We start from the raw sequence: 23251 nt of genomic DNA on the forward strand, positions 1-23251 counted from the left end.
CAACCGCCCTAAAAACTGCCAGAGCCAGAATGTTTCGTTTGCTTGAAGTAACACAATCAAAAAGAATTAGGGGTTCAGGAATAATCGGGTGAAGCTTTTACCTAAAAAACACAATACTAGGGCGTTAATAACTTTGTTCCATCCTGTTCTGTCTTGTAAAGATATTATCCGATGTAGTTAATGAATGAATTTTCAGATGTTTGGATTCCGTCAGCTTAGCACGAATATTATTAGTAAGATAACGGTTTGTTCTTAAATAAGTGATAATTTTTGAAGGATAAGCACATTTAACTTCTTATCCTTCAATCACATCAGTATCCCGGATTCTGGGTCAGCTTTGCATTGATCAGGATCTGCGGTGCAGGGATCGGCAGCACGTACTCATTCTCGGTATACACATAATCAGTTGAGTTGAAAGGCACATTCCCCCGGTCGATAGTCGGTTTTGCTCTCTCGCGCGCACCGTGTGCATTCATGAAGGCAGCCCATTGTGCAGGAGTCATCGTTCTTTTCAGGTCAAACCAGCGGTGATTTTCAAAGGCAAGTTCCAGTCTGCGTTCTTTCAGCACCGCAGTCCTGAATGCAAGTTTGTCTAAACCTGTCAATGCAGCCAAACCTGCGCGTTTGCGAACCTGATTCACGTAATCATAAGCTTCCGCAGTCGGGCCGCTTTCTTCGTTCATCGCTTCCGCAAGCATGAGCAGCACATCAGCATAACGGATCACCGGCCAGTTGGTGTTGGTGCGACCGATGATGGTATGCGGGTAATTGTATTTCGATACGTAAGGAACTGGATAAACTTTGCCGTCAAGTGTGAAGCTCGTTTTCAGTGAAATATCCTTTCGCAGGTCATCCTTTTCGTAAGCTTCAATAATGTCGTTTGTGGGCGAATTCCGGCCGCCGTTCCCGCCGGCTGCATAACCGGTGACCGCGCCTTTGGACACCCGGGGGGCAAATACATACTGGAACGTACTCCATTCACCCAGGTCATTATCGCCCTGGTACTGGATCTCGAAAATGGATTCGACGCCATTCTTTTTGGCAGGTGAGGGATCAAAGTTGTCGGCGTAATTTGCATTCAGCGCGTACCCCAGCGTGGTGACCTCTTTTAAAGTGGTTACCGCATCTGCGTACCTTTTCAGGGTAAGATACGATTTGCCTAAAAGGCTCAAAGCGGCACCTTTGGTCACGCGGCCTTTATCCGCCGCATTCGGATACCTGGCAGGCAGTACGGCAGCAGCTTCTTTCAGGTCCTTTTCAACCTGGGCCCAAACTTCTGCCTGCGGCGACCTGACAAGCTCAAATGCCGGATCGGGCGTGGCGAGTGTTGAAGTGACAATAACTACATCTCCAAAGTATTGAACCAGGTTAAAGTACAGGTACCCCCTTAGAAACTTCAATTGTCCCTCAATTTCCTTCCGCGGACCTTCTTCTATGGTCGCATTCGCCATTTTTTCCAGCGTAAGGTTAAGATTGTAGAGCGTCGCGTAGTAGCTGTTCCAAAGGTTGGCGATTTCTCCATTGCCCGAGTTAACGGTACCAAATTCAAATGCTTCCCAACCGCCTGCGCCACCGCGGTCCGACGGGTTCAGGTCGATTGTTGTGTTGTCTGTATAAAACTCCCCGAAGATGTAGCCGGTGTTGGTCAAACTCTGAACTTGTCCGTAAACGCCATTTAATGCTTGCTTTACCTGCGCCTCGTTTTTGTAAAATATATCTACCCCCACTTTCGTCGGGTCTGTCTGGTTCAGGAAGTCTTCACTGCAGGAAGATTGCAGTAACCCCAGCGCCACTATGCCTAGTATGATTTTGCTTTTCATTTCCAATGTTTTTAAAAGTTCACTTTTATACCTGCGGAGTAGGTTCTCGGAACCGGGTAGGACTCATCATCATTATTGAGCTCCGTTCCACCACGTACGCCGGCGTCAGGGTTATTTCCCGGATATTTCGTGATGAGGAACAAGTTGGCTGCATTTACAAAAATCCGCGCATCGGACAATACTCCTTTCACTCTCGGGATCGTATAGCCGATGGTCACGTTTTTGATCCAGGTGTGAGTACCGTCGTACACGTAGCGTTCGCTGCTCTCTCGCGACCATTTAAAATAATCAGTACCACCTTGTGAATGCTTGTCGGCCGGATTCGGGCCGGGGTTTTGCGGTGATCTCCACCGGTCTTTGGCTTTTTCCAGTACATTGAAAACGCCATCCATATTCATTGTAGAAGCCTCGATGTTCCTGTAAATATCAAAATCGTAGGCGCCCATCAACAATACGCTGAAATCAAAACCCTTGTAATCTCCATTGACCGTCCAGGCCCAGTTAAACTTTGGATTGGGGTTTCCGATAATGGTCATATCCTTGGTGTCGTAGGAAACAATCCCGTCGGGGCCGCCGTCGGGTGCTCCGTGCAAATCCGCAAATATCATCGCACCTGGTACCGCACCTTCCTGCAATGGCGCTTTGTTAATCTCGTCCTGCGTATTGAAGATACCGAGCTTGCGATAGCCGAAAATCATTCCAATGGGCTGTCCAACCTGCTGGATATTGTAGCCGCCGTACTGGCTGCCCTGCAAAATGAAGTCGTTCTGGCCCCGGATTGCAAGTACTTTGTTCCGGTTGATGGTGAGGTTTGCATTGGTACGAAAGTTCACCTGGCCAACTCTGATCCGGTAATTAGCAGCAAATTCGAAACCCTGGTTCTGAACTTTTCCAAGGTTTTTCAGGGTAGATGTAAAACCGGATACTGCGGGAATGCTGTAACCAAGCAACATATCGTCGGTGATCTTCTTATAGTATTCCAATGTAAAAACGAGCTTGTTGTTAAATGTGGCCAGGTCAAGACCTATGTTCAGCTGGTTTGACTTTTCCCACGAAAGTTCCGAGTTGGCAAAGCGGGTTACCGTTTTGCCGGAAGCCAGAGAATTGCCGAGCACGTAGTTGTTGATCCCCAGGAATGCGAGACTGGCGTAGTTACCATCATCACCTGCATTCTGTCCTACACCAAAATTGTTGTTGGCACTCACTGCGTAGCTATTGTTACCTGTCATACCCCAGCTTGCGCGAAGTTTAAGATCGGTAAGCCAAGCAGCTTTTGGGATAAACCGTTCTTCGGAAAGTCTCCAACCGACAGACGCGGCTGGGAAGTTACCGAACTGGTGCCCTTCGCTGAAACGCGAGCTGCCTTCGCGGCGGATGGAAGCTGAAAGCAGGTACTTGTCTTTGAATGAATAGTTTGCCCGCGCCATGTAACCAATCATCGTCCAGGTTCTTTCCATAGAATTGGACGAGCGGATCGTTGCATTGCCGAGGAACGGCGCCAGATCGTCGGGGAAAGTGTTACCACTTCCGTATAAACCTTTGACAGTTTCCTGCTGTGCGGTGTAGCCCAGCAATGCATCGAAGTGGTGGTTTTCGCCGATATTCAGATCGTAGGTAAGCAACTGGTCAGCGGCATAGTTGCGTAGTTCTTCCGAGTCGTCACGCTCCGTTGCGATCCGTGGAGGCGCTCCGTTGCTGCCGGTCGCAACAGGCAAGCCGATGGTGGAAGGCACAAACTCTTTGTACCTGTTGTAATTGATTTTCGCATTCAAAGAAGATCTGAATTTCAACCCCGGCAGTATGTTCAATTCAATATATCCATTGGAAAGCACGTCTGCGATGTTCCGGTCGCGGTTGATGTTTTTAAGCATGTACAAAGGGTTTGGAAAGCCGAAAACGTCGCCAACACCATTGTAATAGGGGATCAGCTCACCTTTCTCGTCATAAGCAGGATAGCGCGGATCGGCGATCAGGGTGAGACCAACCTGCGCATTGCGACCATCGGTACTCGCCAGGCTGGACCTGGAATAGCTACCGGCAATGTTTACGCCCATTGTAATGAACTTGTTTACATTGCCCATCAGGTTGGTACGTATGGAAGCGCGGTCATAATCGGTGTATTTCAATGCACCTGCTTCTTTGTAATAACCCGCTGAAATAACAGACTTTATGGGGCCAGAACCGGATGAAAGTGTTACGTTAACATCGGTGTATGGAGCATTGTTATGCAGGATCAGGTCAAACCAGTTGGTGGAATATTTGGTCTGTTCGGGGTACCGGAAGTCCATTGGAATTTCCTCGATGGTGGGGTTCCGCTTGTTAGCTAACAGAAATCTTCCTTCAAAAACCTCCTTTTTGAACTGGGCAAAATCTTGTCCGTTCAGTACCTTGGTCTTGCGCGACTCTGGTACATTCTGCACGCCGTAGTCGACCGATATGTTAAGTGAAGTCTTGCCTTCTTTGGCTGATTTGGTTGTGATCAAAACCACTCCATTCGAACCCCGCGCACCATAGATCGCCGTAGACGCAGCGTCTTTCAAGACGGATATTGTCTCAATGTCATTTGGATTGAGATTTTGTCCAGCCGAGATACCGACGGGAAAACCGTCTATTACGTACAAAGGATCGCTGCCTGCGCCAAGAGAGCTGATCCCGCGCACTTTTACTTCAAACTGCTGACCGGGTGTCCCACTTTTTTGCTTGATAATAACACCTGGCGCCTGGCCCTGGATCATCCTGGTTACGTTCGACTTAGGAACCTCGCCAATGTCCTGCATATTGATCACCGACAGTGCCGAAGTAATGTCGCGCTTGCGTTGGGTACCATAGCCGACCACGACCACTTCTTCCAACGCTTTGGTGTCGACTGCAAGCTGCACATCAATGGCGCTCTGATTACCGACCGTTACTTCTTTTGTCAGGTATCCTACAAAAGAGAAAACCAATACGCTGTTGCCTGTTTCGGGAACATTGAGGGAATAGTTACCGTCAGCATCTGACACGGTTCCCGAGCTGGAACCCTTCACAATCACACTCACACCGGGTAGCGACAAGCCTTTCTCGTCACTGACTTTGCCTGTAATCGTTTTGTCAATTGACACGTGCGTTGCGGCGTGTAAAGTGCTGGTAACATTTGTATTAGCACTTGTTACACCGGTCAACAGAATTCCCATGAACACCTGCGGCAGCAGTACCTTCGGGAGCACTTTCAGGCAGGTGTCAGGATTCAATAGTCGAGGTAGATTCATAGTTTAGGACTGGGTTAGGTTGGACTTTTGATTTTGTGTTACAAGTGCATTTGTAAATGCTTGGACATGGAGATTGGGTTTGGTGGACAATGTAAATGCGGCACGTGTTTGCATTCGCCCGACCTTTCAGTCCCGGGACAGCAGCTATTGCGCATAGTAGAATTATCGGATAAGTACAATTTTAGATTTGAATTGTTCTTCTTCACGCAATAGTATCTTGATTTGGAACAGTCACTGTCCTGTTCTGTCCGGTAAAAGCCAAAAAGTGTAAGAAAGGAACAATTAATATAGTTCGACCAAAAACAGGCCTTGGTACGGCTCAGTATATTGGTTGTATTAACTAACTTTAAGAATAGGTAATTGTTAGACATTCAGGCGTATGAGACGAGTTGTACCGGTATTTTGGTTGATACTAACATTGTTTTTTGGCCTAACAACGTTCGTTGAAGCCAATCACATCGTTGGAGGAGAGCTGCAGATGCTCCGGAAAGGAAATACGAATACCTATGAAATCCGTTTGATCCAGTTTTGGGATAGTAACAACCTGGTCATTCCAGGTCAGAACACGGGCGGTAACCGGGACGAAACTGCGGATATTTACTTTTATAGCAAAGGCGCGAACCAGTTGGTACAGATACTGAGAGTGCGCCTTCAATCCACTACCCCAATTGCTTACCAGAATAAGGCCTGTGCAACCAGCAGATCACTTAATACGAGCGTTGGTGTTTACAGCGGGCAGATTACACTGGATCCCAGGCAATACAGCGACGAAGAAGGTTATTATCTCGTTTGGGAACGCTGTTGCCGCAATGACGATATCAACAATATAGTAGCTCCGGGAGATAACGGGATGGTGTTTTACCTCGAATTCCCACCCTTGCAGATCGCCAATTCTGCCCCGGCATTTGTGGAACCGAATGGTCAGTATATCTGTGCAAATACACCATTCAGTATGAACATGAGCGCAATCGATGCTGACGGCGACGAACTCCGTTATTCACTTACGGTTCCAATGCGCGGATTTACTTCCGGGAATGCCCCTTTCGGAAATGCCGCGCCCAGGAGCCCCTACCCGCTTGTAACCTGGGAAAGCGGGATTTCACTCACCAATGCTATTCCCGGGCCGCAACCATTGCGCATCGACAATGCGGGTAAATTATCAGTCACTGCCAACCGTACCGGGCTGTACGTTTTCGCAATTCAATGCGAAGAGTACCGGAATGGAAAGCGGATCGGGCTTGTGAGAAGGGATTTCCAGCTGCTGGTTATCGACTGCAACAACGATCTGCCGACCCCGCCGGTAATTACAATGGGCTCAGTCCCGATTCAAGAAATTGTATTTTGTCCGGAGAGTCCCATTGAACTGAAAACAGAGAGTTCGCCAGACTGGTCTTATCAATGGCAACTGAATGGACTGAACATTCCCGGCGCGACTGGCCCGAATATGATGGTCAAAGATTCGGGCAATTACACAGTAGTAAAAAGTTACACGCGGATCTGTTCAAGAGACACCAGCTCACTGGTGGTGAAAGTCCGGCATGCAGACCCTATTGAGGCGATACTCTCGGCAGACGCTCCCCTATTCTGTGAAGGCGCATCAACTTTTATGTATGCAAACGGGGGTAATCTGGCGGCAGACCATGTGCTTTCCTGGAAAAAAGAAAATGCAGTCCTCACCAGCACAAGTGCGACGATTGAAGTGTCCGAGCCGGGTATATACTCGATTGATATAACAAATGGGATTGAAGGATGTCACGGCAGGGATACCATGACCATTGCACAGGAAGATCTCAAAGTAACGCTTCCGGGTAGGAAAATGATGACAAAAGGCTCCCGGACAACATTGCGCCCAGTGGTAACGCCGCCTCAAACCAACGCTTCTTATGATTGGAGCCCAAGCGATGGAATGCTCTCCGCTACGAGTGACGAAACATTGATTGCCTCTCCTCCGGCAGATACCACTTACACTGTGACGCTGACAAGTGCGGCGGGCTGTACTTACCAGGCAAGCACCTACATTGATGTAATTGACCCTATGTATATCCCTACGGCATTTTCGCCCGATGGTGATGGCCATAACGATACTTTCGAGATCATGAATGCCCGGGATCAGATCGTGGAAGTGCGCATTTACAACAGGTGGGGCGAAGTGATCCATTCATCGAAAGGTTACGAGACGCCCTGGAACGGTAAATACAAAGGCGGCTCAGCGCCTTCCGGTAGCTATCCCTACGTGATTAAGACTGTCGACCAGGAGGTGACTGGTACCGTGCTTTTGCTCAAATGATGGCTGCTTACCCTCTTATTTCTCCTGGAATTCTTTGAATGTTCCGTCAGTGTAAAAGATCACGATTCGGGCAACCTGCTTTTCCGGAGCAGCTGTAACCAGCCTGGACTCTTCTACCAACTTCTCCTGCGGTAATACTGTACCAGGCAATGCTTTCTTTTTTGCGGGTACGGGTTCTTCTGGAGCAAGTTGTGGCAGCTCATTTTCTTCAAGGATCCATTCTAATCCCAGTTCCGGATATCGCTTCACAATCTTCTGCACCATTTCAAGACTGGGCTTGTTCCGCCCTGCCAAAATGTGTGACATACTGGATCGTTGCACGCCTATTTCGTCTGCGAAAATAGAGGGTGAAAGAGCCTTCTCGGCGAGTATTTGCTTGATCTTATCGGCTAGTGTCATTTGTAAATGCATTTCAATGCTGTGATGTTACAAATGTAATAAACCCAGGAGCTAACAACAAGCGTAAAGTAATTGAATTTTGTAAACTAACGAGTAATAATGTAAATCCTGGTTAGTTTAGTTTTGTAACTATACTCACATGGCTGATTGCGATGGTGAGTTTACAAAGTTGAAAAGCTTAGGCACAAAAAAATGCGATGCCGCATTGGCACCGCATTTCAAGATTTCAGGCGTTAAATCTAATTAAATTGCAACTTGGTTTTCTCTTAATGCATCATTCAGGGATGTTTTCAGGTCTGTGCTAGCCTTCCTCTTTCCTATGATTAATGCACAAGGGACGTGGTACGTGCCTGCTGCAAACTCCTTTGGCAGTGTGCCAGGAATTACAACAGAATCCTCTGGCACAAAACCTTTGTATTCAACGGGTTCGCTTCCTGTAACATCTATTATCTTCGAGCTTCCTGTGATCGTGACGCCAGCGCCTAATACGGCTCTTTTACCCACGTGCGCCCCTTCCACAACAATGCAGCGTGAACCAATGAATGCGCCGTCTTCAATAATTACCGGTGAAGCCTGAACTGGTTCCAGCACCCCTCCTATCCCGACACCACCGCTGAGATGAACATTTTTACCGATCTGAGCGCAGCTTCCCACAGTTGCCCACGTATCGACCATTGTTCCTTCGTCTATATATGCGCCAATGTTAACGTATGAAGGCATGAGTACGACTCCCTTCGAAATGTATGCTCCATATCGGGCAACGGCTGGCGGCACTACGCGTACTCCCAGTTGTTCGTAGCCGGTCTTCAACTTCATCTTGTCGTGGTATTCGAAGATTCCCAATTCTGTTGTCTGCATCTGCTGGATTGGGAAGTAAAGAATGATCGCTTTCTTCAACGCCTGATTAACTGTCCAAGAACCGTCAGCTTGGGGCTCTGCTACTCGCAGTCTTCCTTTGTCTACTTCTTCAATAAGATCCTTAATAAAATTTTTTGCTCCTTCTTCTTTAAGCAGTTCTCTGTTCTGCCAGTAATTCTCAATAGTCTCTGCAACTGTCATATTAAAGTAATAGATTAATAAAAGGTAATAAATGCCTTGATATTCAAGAAGTTATATGTTCATAGAAAATTTAATGAGCACGTTTCACAAAAGCCACATAGCAAAGTAAATTACAAGTAAAACTGTCTCCTCAGACAGCAAGAAGCTTTAAAGCAAAAGAGACAACTAAACGAAAGTAAACATTTTAATAGAAGAATAAAAGTGCATGGTAACTACTCATATTAGTAAAACAAAGCTGAAAAATACTAATTACGATAGCTCTGATCGGGTCGATTTACTAATTATAGTAGCTAAAATAGCTCCTTATAAACTATTCCCGCCCAAGACTAACCCTCAATTTTCAGCCATTATCCTTTAAATACACGCCATTTTTGTTATTTTTGCGCATAATTAACCAATCAAATAAGATATGTCTACAGTTAAAGTCGCAATCAATGGTTTTGGCCGAATCGGTCGCCTCGTATACCGCCAGATTTACAATATGGAAGGTATCGAAATTGTCGCCATAAATGACCTTACCAGCCCAAAGGTTCTAGCACATCTACTTAAATACGATACAGCACAAGGACGGTTTGACGCAGAAGTTAAATCAACAGATAACTCAGTAGTTGTGAACGGCGAAAATATCGTGATTTACGCACAGCGTGACCCGGCTCAAATTCCCTGGGGATCGCACGATGTAGACGTAGTTCTTGAATGTACAGGCTTTTTTACAAGCCAGGAGTCAGCAAGCGCTCACATTAAAGCCGGTGCGAAAAAAGTTGTTATCTCAGCTCCTGCAACTGGTGATCTGAAAACAATCGTTTTCAACGTGAACCACAACATTCTTGACGGTTCTGAAACAATTATCAGCGGCGCTTCGTGTACTACCAACTGCCTTGCTCCAATGGCGCAGGTTTTAGAGGAGAAATTCGGCATCGTAAATGGCTTGATGACAACAATCCACGCCTACACTAATGACCAGAATACACAGGATGCACCACATCCAAAGGGAGATTTGAGAAGAGCGAGAGCTGCTGCTCAGAACATCGTACCGAACAGCACAGGTGCGGCAAAAGCGATCGGTCTTGTTCTGCCTGCATTGAAAGGCAAACTGGACGGTTCTGCTCAACGCGTTCCTACTCTTACAGGTTCTTTGACTGAATTGACTGTTGTTCTTGGCAAAGAAACTACTGTTGAAGAGGTGAATGCAGCTATGAAGGCGGCAGCAAACGAAAGTTACGGATATACAGAAGACGAGATCGTGAGCAGCGATATCATCGGTATCAGCTACGGTTCACTTTTTGACGCAACTCAGACAAGAGTTCAGAAGGTTGGAGATACCCAGCTGGTAAGAACTGTTGCCTGGTACGACAACGAAATGTCATACGTTTCTCAATTGGTAAGAACAGTCTACTATTTCGCTGGATTGATCAACAAATAGTTTCAATTGATTTATAATCAAAACAGCCCGCCGGAGCATTCCAGCGGGCTGTTTTGGTTATAATATTGTCGCTTTAATGTATTTGATTGTATAGCCTTTGCCTGTGAAGATTGTCTCGTAATGCGTCCGGACACCGTGATGATCATCCAACAAAGAAGACTCGTACAGATCATCGGTATGTTCCAGGATTTTATACCTCGACGAACTCGTCAATGTTTCCAAACTATAATCGTAGAGAAAAGTACTATCTGTTTTAAGACAAAACAGGCCGCCAGGTTTGATAAAACCGGCATATTTTTCCAGAAAATCGGGGTTAGTCAATCGCTTATTTTCATCTCTGTCACGCACCTGAGGATCCGGGTGGATCAGCCAGATCTCGCTGAGCTCGTTTTCTGCAAAGAATTCGTGTGAGTACTGGATCCCCGCGCGGAGAAAAGCGACGTTAGGAAGATTTAATTCAGTAGCCATCGCACTTCCCCGCGCGATCCGATCACCTTTAATATCCATTCCTATAAAATTTTTATCAGGGAATATCTGTCCAAGTCCAACAGTATATTCACCTTTTCCGCAAGCCAGCTCGACTACAATCGGATTATCATTTTTGAAGTACAGATTATTCCAATTTCCTTTTATTTCCTGGTAGAGTGGTTTTCCTGACTGTATTACATTGTCGGCCTGCGCACTAAAGTTGTAATGGTGTAGCTTTCTTCTTGTCATTTAAATTTGAACTATAACTGATCGAGATCGGCAACGACGAATGTGCTGCCTCCAACATAAATAATATCTTCTTTTGCAGAAGCATCAACAGCGGCTTTTAATGCTTGATTTACGTCAGCGTAGTAAGAGCCGTTCAACCCAAGCCCGGAAGCTTTCTCCATTAACTCCGAAGCATCTAAGGCCCGCAAATTGGAGGGAGCGCAAAAGTAGTAAACAGCTGTTTTCGGGAAAAGCGCGAGCATTGCAGAAATGTCTTTGTCTTTCACAAATCCGATAACAAAGCGCATCAGCGAATGAGGCAGAGATTGAAACTGTTTGATTGTATTTTCTAGTCCTCCAATGTTATGGGCGGTATCGCAGAATATAGCTGGATCACTTCCCAGCTGCTGCCAGCGGCCTTTTAGCCCCGTAAGCGCTACCACAGAGCCCAGTGCGGCTGAAACTGCTTCGCGCTTAATAGATAATCCTTTCTCTTCCAGAACTTTCAACGTCGTCAAAACACCCCCTAAATTCTTTAATTGATAAGAGCCGGTCAGGTCTAAACGCAGCTGCTCGGAATGAGTTCCGCTTTCACTCTTAACGTTTACTTCTAACTTGCCCTCCATCAGTTCCCCGCCTTCCACGACAAACTCTTTATCACCGAAATGGATAGGTGCATTCAACAACCTGGCCTGCTTTACGAACACATCACCGACTCCATTCCCTTGGCATTCACTGATCACAACCGGAACATCTGCCTTCATAATACCCGCTTTCTCTCCAGCAATTTCCGCGAGCGTATTTCCCAGGAATTGTGTATGATCCAGACTTACATTTGTGATCACGGAAACAAGTGGCGTAATGATGTTCGTCGAGTCAAGTCTTCCTCCCATTCCTACTTCTATCACTGCGATATCCACATCCTGCTCTTCAAAGTAGGTAAATGCCATAGCAACTGTCACTTCAAAAAAGGAAGGCGACAATCTATCGATGTTAGATTTTATATTGCTGGTAAATTCAACGACAAATTCCTTACTTACACACGTTCCATTTACCCTGATCCTTTCCCTGAAATCCTTCAAGTGAGGGGATGTATACAGGCCTACTTTATAGCCGCACTGCTGCAAAACCGCAGCAAGCATGTGCGACGTACTACCTTTTCCATTTGTACCGCCTACATGAACAGTCGGGTATTTTGTTTGGGGATCTCCCAGGGATTTACAGAGTTCCTGAGTAGTACGAAGGCCCGGCTTAAAAGCGCGGGCCCCAATATTCTGAAAGACGGGTAATTTGCTGTAAAGGTAATCCAGCGTCTCCTGATAGTTCATTACCTGTTATCTCGACCGTATTTTAAAGGTGATTGTACCAACAGATTCGTCGGGAACATTTGATGATTTGGGTATAAAAGTGAGATCTCTTACTGCGCTCTTATACTTGTTGACTACTGAATAATCAGTGACAGTGGTACTGGCAGTCACGATGTTCTTCACTCTCCCGTTTTTATCAACTGTGATCCTGAAAGTGATATCGCCTGTGGCGTCCGAATTATCGTCTACAACAGGTCTTCTCGCCCACCCCCAGCCAGAGAGGTTCAGGCCGACTGCCGTGCCGCCTCCGCCACCTTCTCCTTTATAGGTCTTCGCAAAAAGACTACCGGTTTTAGAACCTTTGTCACCTACTCCATCTGCATCATCACCGTTGTTATTTCCACCAACACCGGTCTGCGTTCCATTGGTACCATTACTTCCGGATTTGCTGCCAGATGATTTCGAGAACAATGCATCCCTGTTTATAGCCTTTTCAGGCGCAGGCTTCGCAGCTGGTGCAGATGAGTTTTCACTGCCGGTTGATTTTTTAACGTCAGTTTTCTCAGGTGCCTCCACCGGGCTTTCTACCTTGGATGCAATCACAGGCTTTTCTGCAACTGTTTTTACAGGTTTAGGCGACTCGATTTTAGGCGGGGTTGGCGGCGTAGGTTTGGGAGTTGCGACAGACTTCACCTTTTTAACCTCGTCAGCATCGGCACGCATGTTTTGCGCTACTTTACTGTCATTTGGCTTATTAAAGGTTTGTATATCTCCCTTTCCAACTTTGCTTGTACCATAATTAACTTCTACAAACAACTCCATCGGCTCCACCCTAGGAATGGAGCTATTCAGCCGGATAAAGAAGAATAAGCCCAGCATGGCTGCCGTTAATCCAAAGGACCAGGCCCAGGAAACAGCGATTCTCTGACGATCCTCTGCTTGTAATGTGATCATTGACTCAAAAATTATTATTTCCTCGAAAACGTAAATTTAGGAAAATTCGTATGCAACAAAAAAGGAAGCTTGAAGCTTCCTTTTTGATCATTTGTTTGTTTTAGGCTTAAAAACCCAGCCTTCCTGACCGATTATGGATTTCAGCCGGGCGGAGGCACGGTAAGCCTCTTTTTCAGTATCGTATCCGTCAATTGCAACTTTCACTTTGGTACTGTACTTATTACCGGGGATGATCAGAGCATCTTCAAATCCTTTTTCCCGCAGGTCGGCGAGTAATATTCTCGCTTGCTTGGGACCTTTAAATGCGCCAGCAATGACGTAGAACTTGGCTGCCGTGTTACCAACTGCTGGCGCAGCGGGAACAGCCGAAGGAACGATAGCTGCTGCTGAATCGTGCTTAGCTGCTGAACTGTCTACCAGCGCCGTCTCAGTAGAATCTTCTTCAACTACGACAGTCTCGTTATTCGTTGCAGGTGCCGGCTCTTCAACGATGGTTTGCTGCTCTTGCGGTAACTCACTTTTTGAAAAGAGCTCCTTAAAGGGATTTAATGTACTCTGTATATCCGAATGCTGGGAATTGACCAGAAAAAAGCTGAGTCCACAAAGCAATGCGACAACAGCGGCGGCTGCCCAGCGCCTCCAATTGATTGATTTTACCTTTTCATCTTCAAACTCGATCACTTCAACCTCGTGCTCCGCAGCGAAAGGATGGCTAACAGAATTTGCCATGACCTGCTTGTTAAAGCGTTTTACTTTAACCTTCTCGAAACCGTACCATTCATCTTTGAAGTACTTTTCCGTTTTAGGCTCAAATACAAGCTTTCCTTCCACATTCCTGCCAAACTCCCCAACTCCGTCAATAAGAGCCTGCCCATTGGCGTCAAGTTGCTGCTTTAAGTTATCAGTGTAACCTTTAACATAATCAACTGCTTCGGTGTGGGTGCACTTTTCCTGGCGCGAAATGTGATTTGCAAGTAGACCGTCGTCTAGCTTAAGATACTCATTGAACGCGAGCTTTTTTGCCGGAGGCGAAAAGAAGCCCGAATTACTATCATAAGCAGCCGGAATATGGTGCGACAACAGTGCCCCGAAACCAGGTATGATTACAAATTCGTACTCGCTAATAAGTTTTCTTAATACCGTTTCAACTGCGATCATGAAGCTCTTTTTGGAGTTAACCCGACGAAGTTAAAAAGAAAATGACAATCCTCCAATAAAGTTCAGGCCCTGCTGCGGGTAGTACTGGTAACGCTGGTACTGTTTGCCAAGTACATTGTTAAGCGCCACAAAAGCCGAGAAGTTCTTGGTTAACAGGTAGTCAATCTTGAAATTCAGATCAGCGATAACGGGCAATTTTGTAACTACGCCACTTTGAAAATTCTTCGCTTTTATTCCCCTTAGTACATAAAAATCAGAGGTAACAAACAGCTTTTTACTTATTGTAAGCGCATTGAACCAGTTTATGGTCAGGTCGGGCCGGTGCCAGGCATCCTCCACATTCGACGACATGGCATAGTCGAAGAAGTTTGCCTTTAACGAGGTTTTGAACATGTCATTGAAATTGTAACCTGCCTGTGCCGATATCGTCAGCACCTTTGTTTTTCCCGGGTCATAAATGATCGAGAACCTGGAAGTATCAGCCAGTGAGTTGTTAAAGTTGTAGAAGTTGCGGTAACTGGTATATGCCACTTTACCTTCATAATTTAAGCCGCCACTGACTTCACCTTTTACTCCGGCACTTATTTCAGATGTCTTCTCTGTGTTTACGATAAGCACGTTCGAACCAAGCCATTGATTTTCCGCCAGCATGCTTCTTAAAGTATTTCTGACAACATCTCCATTCCAGCCAGCGAAGATATGTAAACCGGTAAATGGAGTTACATCCAGGTTCACTGCTGGAAAAGCTTTGGTTTTGTTGATGTTGAGCTCTTCGTCCGTTTCATTAACAACGTTAAGTCCCGCTGAAACAGAGTAAATATCGGTTACGTACTTGAATGTAGGCTGTACCTTGAAAAGGTTACGGTTATAAGTAAGCTGATCAACGCGCTGCGAAACGAATGCATCGGCTTCAAGCAATGCATAAAAGCTCTCGCTGATCGGCACTGACGCATTCAGTTTTGTACCCCAATCCAGCTCAGATGCACTGTACCTGTCGCGCAGAGTGTTCAAACTGGTCTTTACAGAATAATCAACAAGTACCGAAGCATCTGTATTTTCAAAACCCAAATTTACACCAAACTGATTAACTGTTTGTCTGATTGTATCCCGGTCCACCACAATTCCTTCGGGCTGCGGTTGATAGCCATAGAAATAGTAGTTCTTTCGATCATATTCCAGCGCCGCATCCATTTTGTATGTGCTGCGAATGTACTTGCCGCCAATCTTAATGTTAGTTGAAGCATTCGCCGAATTCTTGCCATCAACCGGCCCGTTCGCTGCTGACAGGTGCTTCAACTGTGTTGTGAAAGCAAGATCCTCGGCAGGCCGGCCGCCTACGAAAGCCTCTCCAAGAAAGCGGCCATAGTTACCTGCGCCCAGCTTTACGTAGTTATTCAGAATGTCCTTTTCATCTTTTTCCTTCTGGTCGGAAGTTGCTGCAACTGCCGGGGTAAGTTTGGGAGAAGAAATGTTGATCTGCGGATCTATGATCTCGTAAGAAACCTTTGTCTTGCCTGCCTCACTTTTAACAGGTTGTACTTTGTCAAAGACCCGGTTAGCGGGTGCGAATTCTATACTTTTTTCCTTTACGATCTCGTAAGTCTGGCTTTCAATTTCGCCTCGTTGAGCAAATGCCGTAGAGACAGCGAGCGCCGAAGCTAAACTTGCAATTACAATTCGCGATGCTTGCATTTTAATCATTTGTACCAATAGTTTTTGTTCGACCGGAGTGGACTATTTCAGTTTTTCAATTTGGGTTAGCTTTTCCTTTGCCAGCTCCACAGCTTCCTTATCATCGGAATTTTCAATGATGGAATTCAATGTGGCCTTAGCCTGCCCGACTTCATTCAAGCCGGCATATACATCAGCGAGCAAAATGAACGAACGTGCACGCCAGTAATCGTACCCTTCAAAGGCTTTACCCATTTCAATAATAGCCGTCTCAGCTTCCTTATATTTCTTTTCCTTGTAAAGGATCATCGCACCCCAGTAACTCGCCTCCGCGCCAAATTCATCTTTTGAAGATTTTGATATCTTCTTGAATTCCTCCGCCGCCTTTGTTAAATCACCTTTGTCGTAAGGAACTTTACCCAGGTACAGCTGCGCTTTGCCCAGTCCACCCGGAACCACATTTCCAACGTTAATTACCTCTTTGGCATAATAAAGGGTGGAATCGTAGCTTTTCAACGTATAATAAGTATCCATTAAACCGATCCAGGCCTGAGTCTGCTCTTTCTTGTTTTCAGAGTTTCGAAGCAAGATCCTGAAATTAGTTACCGCATTGTTATAGTTTCCGCGTCCAATCTCCAACTCGGCCGAGCGTTGCGCAGAAGCTGCGACAAAAGTTGATTTGTTATCCTGTACCACTTGTCGGTAACCTTGCAATGCTTCATTCACCTGTCCTAATTTATCGTAAGAAGAGGCGATGAAGTAATTGGCGTCAAACTTGTGCTTGCTTGCAGGATAGCTGGACAAAAACTCTTTCAGAGCCTGAATTGCATTCTGGTACTTCTCTGCATAATAGAGGTTACGTACGTTATCGAACTCAACTTCTTCCAGCTTCTCGTTGCCTGGATTGTTTTTTCTAACTACACCAAGTACCTGTGTAAATTCCTCTGGTCTGCCGACAGCCGTGTAGCTCTCCTGTATACCTTCCAACGCGCTGCTTGCAGAAGGAGACTCAGGGTGTTCTGTCAGGATTTTACGGAAGTCGACAATTGCCTGTTCGTAAACCTGCAGGTTATAGTAAGACTGGGCGCGGCGCAGCAAGGCAGCCGGGATCATCAAACTTTTAGGCTGCTCATTAATCATCCTTGTAAAACCCTTCACAGCGGCTGAATAGCTTTGATTTTGAAAATCAATGTCCGCCATCTGGAAGTAAGCATCGTCAAGGTAGCGCGACGAAGGATATTGACTGATCAACAATTCGAATTGCCTGCGTGCTTCCGCTTCACGATTCATGTAAACATAAGCTCTGCCCTTCTGGAACATTGCGTAGTCCTTATCGACCTTTCCTTTAGAAGCAACCTGCTCATAGGTACGAATCGCTTCATTATAGTTTTTGGCTGCGAGGTAGCAGTCAGCTAACCTTGAATGTGCATCTTCAATCATCTGCACGTCCATTCCCTCGATATTTGAAGTAAACTCCTTAAAGTAGGGGAGCGCCTGGCTGTATTTTTTCTGATTGTAATAAATGTACCCTAGTGCATACAAACTCTTACGGGCATAGATCCCAGCTTTGGGATTTTTGGATATCTGCGTGTAAAGTCTTGCAGCCTCGTCAACCCTTTTAAGTCCATACACCGACTCTGCTTTGTAGAACAAGGCAGAATTATATATTTCCGGATCAATTGGTACTTTCAGGGATTTGTCAAACATCGTAATCGCCTGATCAAACTTTTCCTGGTTGAAGTCAGCAACACCCTGGTTGAAAGTAAGTCTTTGATAGGTGCCATTGATTTTAGGATTGCGGGAGGACAGTCCTTCAATGTATTTGATAGCACCTTGGCTGTTGCTAGCGCTGGCATAACCTTCCGCGATCAGCTCCGTTGTTTCTTCTTTATGTTTGCTATTCGGGAACTTAGTAAGGAAGCTGGTAAGCTCCTTAACTGCCTCTGCATTGTTACCTGTTTCAAGCTGTACTTTCGCGTGGTTATAGGAAGCTTCTTCCTTTACAATCTGATTGTGATCTAATCCTGCTGCATTCCCGAAGGCTGTTAAAGCATTGCTTAAAGCATTCGTCTTCAAGTAGCTGATTCCTAGCAGATAGGAGGAGTACTGCGAAACAGAATCCTTGCCGGAACTTACCGGCTTTAATGTAGTAATTGTAGCCTCGTAGTTGTTAGTTCTGAATTGCGAATGCCCGTAATGCAAAGCCACTGCAGGCGGCATGGTCCCGGCCCGCATTCTCTTGTACCTGTCATAGGCCTTTACAGCAGCGGGATAGTCTCCTCTCTCGTAATAAACTTCTGCAACATACAGCGCGACATCATCCAGCTTAGTATTCCCTCTTTGTTGTGCCAATATCTTTTCGCCATACTGTGTGAGCTGGTCAAACTCCTTTAGCTGATAAAGCGATGAGATAATCCAGTTTGGCGCTTCATTCTTGTAATAAGGATGCGTCTCAACTCGCCTGAAATCTTCCAGAGCAACGTCAAAGTTGTTTTTCTGGTAGTTAATTACCCCTGCATAAAATGATGCGTCTCCTGCGTTGGCAAAAGAAGCATCCATTTTAACCTGATTAAAAAGTGGTAGTGCAAGGTCAGGCTGCTGGGTACTATAGTAGGACATCGCAAGCTGATACATACTCTCCGTCTTAATTCCACCGGACGTAGGAGCTTCAACCGCCTTTTCAAGGTACGTTATTGCCTTGTCATAGTTGCCTGAATTGAAGTAGTACCGCCCCAGATCTCCATACACCTGCTGTGCTTTGGGGTGTTCTGCGTGATTTTTGACAAAACGGTCCACCTGAATTTCCGCTTCAGGATAATTCAGGTACAGTCCGGTAACTGCAACGTAGTATTCAGCAGTTACCTTATTATAATCGCTTGTGCTCAGCAATTTGTTCTGAGAACTTAGAAACTGGCCGAACTCCTGTCGTGCAGCTACATAGTTCGACTTTTCATAGTATTCCAGACCATTTCTGAAGTGAGCCTCGGGCTCTGTTATACTCAATGTATTCTGAGCTGACACGTAGGTTGTGCCGGCGCATAAAAGCAATCCGAACGCCGAAGCGCTGCGTTTTAATACCATAGAAGCTGAGTTGGTGGAGTTTTGAATGAATTTAATGCGATGGACCATATCTTTATATAAGATTACCTGAGCGCACAAATACCGCCTGAAATTGTTTGCTATCTAACGAAAAGCATACTAAAAGCGTATACGTGGACAGGTTTTGAAGAGGTTATGACACGCTAAAATACTACATTATTGCGCCTGAGAGACGCGAAAAAGTCCTCCTGCATTGCATCGAATTTTGCTTTTACCGAATCCATGAAAATCTTGTCCAAACCAGACTCCAATTCTCCTGCATGCTCCACTTCATACTCATCAATCTTGTAAGTCTGTTCAAAAAGTCCTGATTCAATTTTGATAATGTATTTGTTGTTCCACTGATAAAGCCCAATTTTGAATTCCGCATTCGGAATTTCCTTTATATATCTCATATGTTATTTAAAAAGCCAGAATACCCCTTTGCTAAACTTAAATATTCATTAGCACTAATATTTTTAGCTGCAATCTTTCTGAATTGTACCAGTCAGAGCAAGAAAGACGCAGCTGATTTCTTCCTGAAAGCAAACCAGGCACTGACTCAAAAGAACTATGCCGAGGCAATCAGGCTATATGATGAAGCAATCTCCAAAAATGCAGATTTTTCAGACGCATACCTCAATAAAGGAATAACTTTATTGAAAATGGGCCAGGCAGAAGAAGCTTACGAGGTTTTGACAGAAGCAACTCGCATTGATCCTACGCTTGTACAAGCAAATCTCGTGAAGAGTGAAGCTGCCCTTCAATTAGGTCGACTGACTGACGCTGCGGAACATTTAAGCGTAATTGAGAAAGACTACAAAGATTCGGCCCGCTTCTTTTTGACCAAAGGAGATATTCTTGCTGCGCAAGGAAATGATGTTGCGGCGATCTCCAACTACGATAAAACCATCTCTCTGGAAAGAGGTAACGTAGAAGCATACGTGAACCGTGGTGCGCTGTATTATCGGATGAGGTCCTACCCTGCTGCAAAAGCAGACTTTGAGAATGCACTGGCACTTGACAACGCACATCCACAAGCACTCAATAATCTTGGGCTAATACTTTCTCGCGAAAAAAATTGGAGTGCTGCTCTCGAATGCTTCGATAAGGTTTTGAACAGGCAGCCCGATAATGCATTTGCATTGAACAACAAAGGGTATGTATTACTGAACACCGGCTTGTCTGACAAAGGAAAGGCACTAATAGAACGCTCTCTGGAAAAGCTAGCTGCTAACGGGTATGCACTACGCAATCTTGGAATCTATTACGCCCAGAAAAATCAATTCGCAAAAGCTTTGGACTATTACACGCAAGCCATTGAAATCGCAGAACCCGTAGAAATGCTCTACGGGCTTGCTGGAAGCGCCTATTTCGAGCTAAAACAGCCCCTCGAAGCTTGCAGAATCTGGAAACAAGGTGTTATTCTGAAAGACTCACTTGCAACCGAGCTTGCTGCTCAAAATTGCAAGTGATATTATATCAGATAGACATTGACTTCAAACCTTTCCAGGCTTTACGATTTTCCTCGGGATCTGTGAAGATCTCCAACAAACTAATCGTAGTCGAAGAAAGGAACTCTTCCACTGTCAACTGCATCGCAGCAAAATCCCGCAACTCAAAATACGCCATCCCGGAATCCTCGCACGTTCGCTTCGCTGTGAATGAATGCCGGGTTTCAAAGTAATCACCAAGCTCAGGCAGCCCGGCAGGTCCGTCAATGATCCTGAAAATATTACCGCCTGCATTATTAATGACCACAATCTTTAAATTCTCCGGCAAGTGCCGGATCAGCAGCCCGTTCCTATCATAAAGAAAACTGACGTCACCTACAATTAATAATGTAGGCAAATTGTTAACCAAAGCCGCGCCAATTGCTGTGCTGACACAACCATCAATTCCGCTGGTTCCCCGATTGCAAAACAAACCCAAATCGCTCCGAGTAGCCAATGCATTGGCATATCTGATCGACATACTATTGCCTAAATGCAGCTGGTATCTGTTATCTAGCTGCTCAAAAATAAAATCTAACGACGTTGTATCATTTAACGACCTTAAATTATTAACAAAATTTACTTTGTGCTGCGTCGCAGCCCTTTCCATTTGTTGCCACACAGCACCATAGCTGCTATCATTCTGCAGATCTGCATTTTCCACAAAAAGCTGATAATCAACTTTTTCAAACAGCGAATTAAAAAAGTATAGCGGCTCTACTGCAATTTGCTGGGTCATTGACTGCATTGGATCGGCTAAAAAAGAGTCCTCCCCTACGTGCCAGTGCTTGAAAGGTGGATTTTTTCTCAGGAAGAGCTTCAATTCTTTAGATACCAGCGACAATCCAAAGGTGATCAGCAGATCCGGTGTAAGATTTACGTCCTCTTTGCTGGATAAAAACAAATCGTGGTGACGAATGAAAATGGGGTTCCCCGACAAATTGCTTACACAGTCCCCTACCACGGGCACATTCCATTCCTCCGCAATCTTTGCAAGTACCTGGCTAAGTTCCGGCTCCGGATTGTGCTGTCCGACTACGATCAGAATGCGTTTGGCAGCGTCTAGCTCATCCAGTAAATCATTCCATGGTTCAGTCGGAATTGTTCTCTCTGAAATTACCCGGCTTATAATCCTGATATGCTCAGATTGGACGAATTCTTCCGTCTGAGAAGGATAAAACGGCTCTCTGATCGGAACATTGATATGTACTGGCCCGTGCGGCTTGGTTTGTGTCACACCTATTGCTTCATTTACGATCCGGTTGATCGCCCAGGTGGCATCCTTGTGTCCGTAATCAGCAGGAAGCTCGAAAGATCGTTTCACATGCTTGCCATAGATTTCATTCTGGTAAATGGTTTGCCCATCGTATTGGTGCATCCATTCCTTCGGCCGGTCAGCTGTCAGGATCAGCAATGGGATCTGCTGGAAAAAGGCTTCTGAAACGCCAGGAGCGAAGTTGTATGCTGCACTGCCCGAAGTACAGATTAATACGACCACAGAGCTTGTTTGCTGTGCTATTCCGAGCCCGATAAAAGCAGCGGAACGTTCATCCATACATACCTGCATTTGAAATCCGCCGTGCCGTGCGAATGCAAGTGTCAGCGGAGCGCTTCTTGATCCTGGTGAAACTACCGCGTGTCTGATTCCGTGAGCATAACAGATTGCCGGAATATCTATCAAAGGTTGTAAAATGGCCATATCTAAATGAAAATAGCCTCTTATAGAGGCTATTTAAGTTATTTTTCAATTGAATGCACCAGAAGCTTATCCAAGATAAGTTTTAAGCGCTTTGCTTCTTGATACGTGGCGTAATCTCCTGATCGCTTTTTCTTTGATCTGACGCACGCGCTCACGAGTCAGATTGAACTTCTCCCCTATCTCTTCCAAAGTCATTGCATGCTCGCCATTCAGACCGAAATACAATGCAATCACGTCTGCTTCACGTTGCGTCAGCGTACAAAGCGCGCGCTGAACTTCTTTCCGTAAAGACTCATTTACAAGACCGGAATCTGGTTTGTCTTCCAGATCATTCTCCAATACATCAAGCAGGCTGTTTTCTTCACCTTGAACAAAAGGTGCGTCCATCGAAACGTGGCGACCTGATATTTTCATGGTATCAACTACTTCGGAAGATGAGATTTCAAGCACTTCCGCAAGTTCCTCCGGTGAAGGCTCGCGCTCAAAACGCTGCTCCAGTTCAGAGAATGTTTTAGAAATTTTGTTAAGTGAGCCAACCCGGTTCAAAGGCAGACGAACAATACGGGACTGCTCGGCCAGCGCTTGAAGAATGGACTGACGGATCCACCAAACTGCGTATGAGATGAATTTGAAACCACGGGTCTCATCAAAACGTTGTGCAGCTTTGATAAGTCCTAAATTTCCTTCGTTTATCAAGTCACCCAGAGATAGCCCCTGGTTTTGGTACTGTTTTGCCACGGAAACAACGAACCTGAGGTTTGCTTTGGTTAATCTTTCCAAAGCCAACTGATCCCCGTCCCTGATTTTTTGCGCTAAGGTCACCTCCTCATCCGGCGTTAACAAATCTACCTTACCGATCTCCTGCAAATATTTGTCTAACGACTGACTTTCACGGTTGGTGATTTGCTTACTGATCTTTAGCTGTCTCATCTATGTCTTTTATTAAATATGTTATGTAA

Annotated in this window: 16 protein-coding genes; 3 read left to right on the forward strand and 13 right to left on the reverse strand. The window is 45.5% G+C overall.

Annotated elements, in window-relative coordinates; all coding sequences use genetic code 11:
* Positions 1-311: 311 nt before the first annotated feature.
* Together Q369_RS0111135 and Q369_RS0111140 are read right to left on the reverse strand one after the other, a co-directional pair.
* The gene (locus Q369_RS0111135; protein ID WP_031527885.1) at positions 312-1820 is read right to left on the reverse strand and encodes a RagB/SusD family nutrient uptake outer membrane protein; all 1509 of its coding nucleotides are present in this window, start codon (positions 1818-1820) and stop codon (positions 312-314) included.
* A gap of 11 nt (positions 1821-1831) precedes the next feature.
* Entirely contained in the window at positions 1832-5068 is a 3237-nt protein-coding gene (locus Q369_RS0111140) for a SusC/RagA family TonB-linked outer membrane protein (RefSeq protein ID WP_229206809.1), read from the reverse strand.
* Between the two features lie 379 nt (positions 5069-5447).
* On the opposite strand from Q369_RS0111140, the gene Q369_RS0111145 reads away from it, so the two are divergent.
* Positions 5448-7355, forward strand: a complete 1908-nt coding sequence (locus Q369_RS0111145; RefSeq protein ID WP_031527887.1) for a T9SS type B sorting domain-containing protein — start codon at positions 5448-5450, stop codon at positions 7353-7355.
* Positions 7356-7370: 15 nt separating this feature from the next.
* Here the strand turns inward: Q369_RS0111145 and Q369_RS0111150 are convergent, their stop codons facing one another.
* Positions 7371-7754 (reverse strand): helix-turn-helix transcriptional regulator, encoded by a 384-nt coding sequence (locus Q369_RS0111150; protein ID WP_031527888.1) that lies wholly within the window; start codon positions 7752-7754, stop codon positions 7371-7373.
* A 243-nt stretch (positions 7755-7997) separates the two neighbouring features.
* On the reverse strand, positions 7998-8813 hold the full coding sequence (locus Q369_RS0111160) for a 2,3,4,5-tetrahydropyridine-2,6-dicarboxylate N-succinyltransferase (RefSeq protein WP_031527889.1): 816 nt from the start codon (positions 8811-8813) through the stop codon (positions 7998-8000).
* A 409-nt stretch (positions 8814-9222) separates the two neighbouring features.
* Between Q369_RS0111160 and gap the strand changes: the two genes are divergently transcribed.
* On the forward strand, positions 9223-10236 hold the full coding sequence (gene gap, locus Q369_RS0111165; RefSeq protein WP_031527890.1) for a type I glyceraldehyde-3-phosphate dehydrogenase: 1014 nt from the start codon (positions 9223-9225) through the stop codon (positions 10234-10236).
* Positions 10237-10293: 57 nt separating this feature from the next.
* On the opposite strand, the gene trmB is transcribed toward gap, so the two are convergent.
* From trmB to Q369_RS0111200, 7 genes are all read right to left on the reverse strand, one after another.
* On the reverse strand, positions 10294-10953 hold the full coding sequence (gene trmB / locus Q369_RS0111170; RefSeq protein WP_031527891.1) for a tRNA (guanosine(46)-N7)-methyltransferase TrmB: 660 nt from the start codon (positions 10951-10953) through the stop codon (positions 10294-10296).
* Positions 10954-10964: 11 nt separating this feature from the next.
* On the reverse strand, positions 10965-12260 hold the full coding sequence (locus Q369_RS0111175) for a bifunctional folylpolyglutamate synthase/dihydrofolate synthase (RefSeq protein WP_031527892.1): 1296 nt from the start codon (positions 12258-12260) through the stop codon (positions 10965-10967).
* A gap of 6 nt (positions 12261-12266) precedes the next feature.
* Positions 12267-13193, reverse strand: coding sequence for a hypothetical protein (locus Q369_RS0111180; RefSeq protein WP_031527893.1), 927 nt, complete (start codon positions 13191-13193; stop codon positions 12267-12269).
* An 87-nt stretch (positions 13194-13280) separates the two neighbouring features.
* Positions 13281-14351: an HU domain-containing protein gene (locus Q369_RS0111185; RefSeq protein WP_031527894.1), complete on the reverse strand. Its 1071-nt coding sequence runs from the start codon at positions 14349-14351 to the stop codon at positions 13281-13283.
* A 30-nt stretch (positions 14352-14381) separates the two neighbouring features.
* Positions 14382-16043, reverse strand: coding sequence for a TonB-dependent receptor (locus tag Q369_RS0111190; protein WP_051664044.1), 1662 nt, complete (start codon positions 16041-16043; stop codon positions 14382-14384).
* Positions 16044-16085: 42 nt separating this feature from the next.
* Positions 16086-19103, reverse strand: coding sequence for a tetratricopeptide repeat protein (locus tag Q369_RS0111195; RefSeq protein ID WP_035333374.1), 3018 nt, complete (start codon positions 19101-19103; stop codon positions 16086-16088).
* Between the two features lie 161 nt (positions 19104-19264).
* The gene (locus Q369_RS0111200) at positions 19265-19516 is read right to left on the reverse strand and encodes a hypothetical protein (RefSeq protein WP_031527897.1); all 252 of its coding nucleotides are present in this window, start codon (positions 19514-19516) and stop codon (positions 19265-19267) included.
* Between Q369_RS0111200 and Q369_RS0111205 the strand changes: the two genes are divergently transcribed.
* Positions 19517-20575 carry a tetratricopeptide repeat protein gene (locus Q369_RS0111205; RefSeq protein ID WP_031527898.1) on the forward strand — a complete coding sequence of 353 codons (1059 nt, stop codon included), beginning with the start codon at positions 19517-19519 and terminating at the stop codon, positions 20573-20575.
* Positions 20576-20582: 7 nt separating this feature from the next.
* On the opposite strand, the gene menD is transcribed toward Q369_RS0111205, so the two are convergent.
* Positions 20583-22292, reverse strand: a complete 1710-nt coding sequence (gene menD / locus Q369_RS0111210; RefSeq protein ID WP_031527899.1) for a 2-succinyl-5-enolpyruvyl-6-hydroxy-3-cyclohexene-1-carboxylic-acid synthase — start codon at positions 22290-22292, stop codon at positions 20583-20585.
* A 66-nt stretch (positions 22293-22358) separates the two neighbouring features.
* Entirely contained in the window at positions 22359-23222 is an 864-nt protein-coding gene (locus Q369_RS0111215) for a sigma-70 family RNA polymerase sigma factor (protein ID WP_015810559.1), read from the reverse strand.
* Positions 23223-23251 lie beyond the last annotated feature (29 nt).

Source organism: Dyadobacter crusticola DSM 16708, from assembly GCF_000701505.1.
In the GTDB taxonomy this organism is placed as follows: Bacteria; Bacteroidota; Bacteroidia; order Cytophagales; family Spirosomataceae; genus Dyadobacter; species Dyadobacter crusticola.

What these genes read in the sequence shown, in the direction of transcription:
- Q369_RS0111135 (WP_031527885.1), bottom strand. Translation starts at nt 1,820, where the DNA reads ATGAAAAGCAAAATCATACTAGGCATAGTGGCGCTGGGGTTACTGCAA.
- Q369_RS0111140 (WP_229206809.1), bottom strand. Translation starts at nt 5,068, where the DNA reads ATGAATCTACCTCGACTATTGAATCCTGACACCTGCCTGAAAGTGCTC.
- Q369_RS0111145 (WP_031527887.1), top strand. Translation starts at nt 5,448, where the DNA reads ATGAGACGAGTTGTACCGGTATTTTGGTTGATACTAACATTGTTTTTT.
- Q369_RS0111150 (WP_031527888.1), bottom strand. Translation starts at nt 7,754, where the DNA reads ATGACACTAGCCGATAAGATCAAGCAAATACTCGCCGAGAAGGCTCTT.
- Q369_RS0111160 (WP_031527889.1), bottom strand. Translation starts at nt 8,813, where the DNA reads ATGACAGTTGCAGAGACTATTGAGAATTACTGGCAGAACAGAGAACTG.
- gap (WP_031527890.1), top strand. Translation starts at nt 9,223, where the DNA reads ATGTCTACAGTTAAAGTCGCAATCAATGGTTTTGGCCGAATCGGTCGC.
- trmB (WP_031527891.1), bottom strand. Translation starts at nt 10,953, where the DNA reads ATGACAAGAAGAAAGCTACACCATTACAACTTTAGTGCGCAGGCCGAC.
- Q369_RS0111175 (WP_031527892.1), bottom strand. Translation starts at nt 12,260, where the DNA reads ATGAACTATCAGGAGACGCTGGATTACCTTTACAGCAAATTACCCGTC.
- Q369_RS0111180 (WP_031527893.1), bottom strand. Translation starts at nt 13,193, where the DNA reads ATGATCACATTACAAGCAGAGGATCGTCAGAGAATCGCTGTTTCCTGG.
- Q369_RS0111185 (WP_031527894.1), bottom strand. Translation starts at nt 14,351, where the DNA reads ATGATCGCAGTTGAAACGGTATTAAGAAAACTTATTAGCGAGTACGAA.
- Q369_RS0111190 (WP_051664044.1), bottom strand. Translation starts at nt 16,043, where the DNA reads ATGCAAGCATCGCGAATTGTAATTGCAAGTTTAGCTTCGGCGCTCGCT.
- Q369_RS0111195 (WP_035333374.1), bottom strand. Translation starts at nt 19,103, where the DNA reads ATGGTATTAAAACGCAGCGCTTCGGCGTTCGGATTGCTTTTATGCGCC.
- Q369_RS0111200 (WP_031527897.1), bottom strand. Translation starts at nt 19,516, where the DNA reads ATGAGATATATAAAGGAAATTCCGAATGCGGAATTCAAAATTGGGCTT.
- Q369_RS0111205 (WP_031527898.1), top strand. Translation starts at nt 19,517, where the DNA reads ATGTTATTTAAAAAGCCAGAATACCCCTTTGCTAAACTTAAATATTCA.
- menD (WP_031527899.1), bottom strand. Translation starts at nt 22,292, where the DNA reads ATGGCCATTTTACAACCTTTGATAGATATTCCGGCAATCTGTTATGCT.
- Q369_RS0111215 (WP_015810559.1), bottom strand. Translation starts at nt 23,222, where the DNA reads ATGAGACAGCTAAAGATCAGTAAGCAAATCACCAACCGTGAAAGTCAG.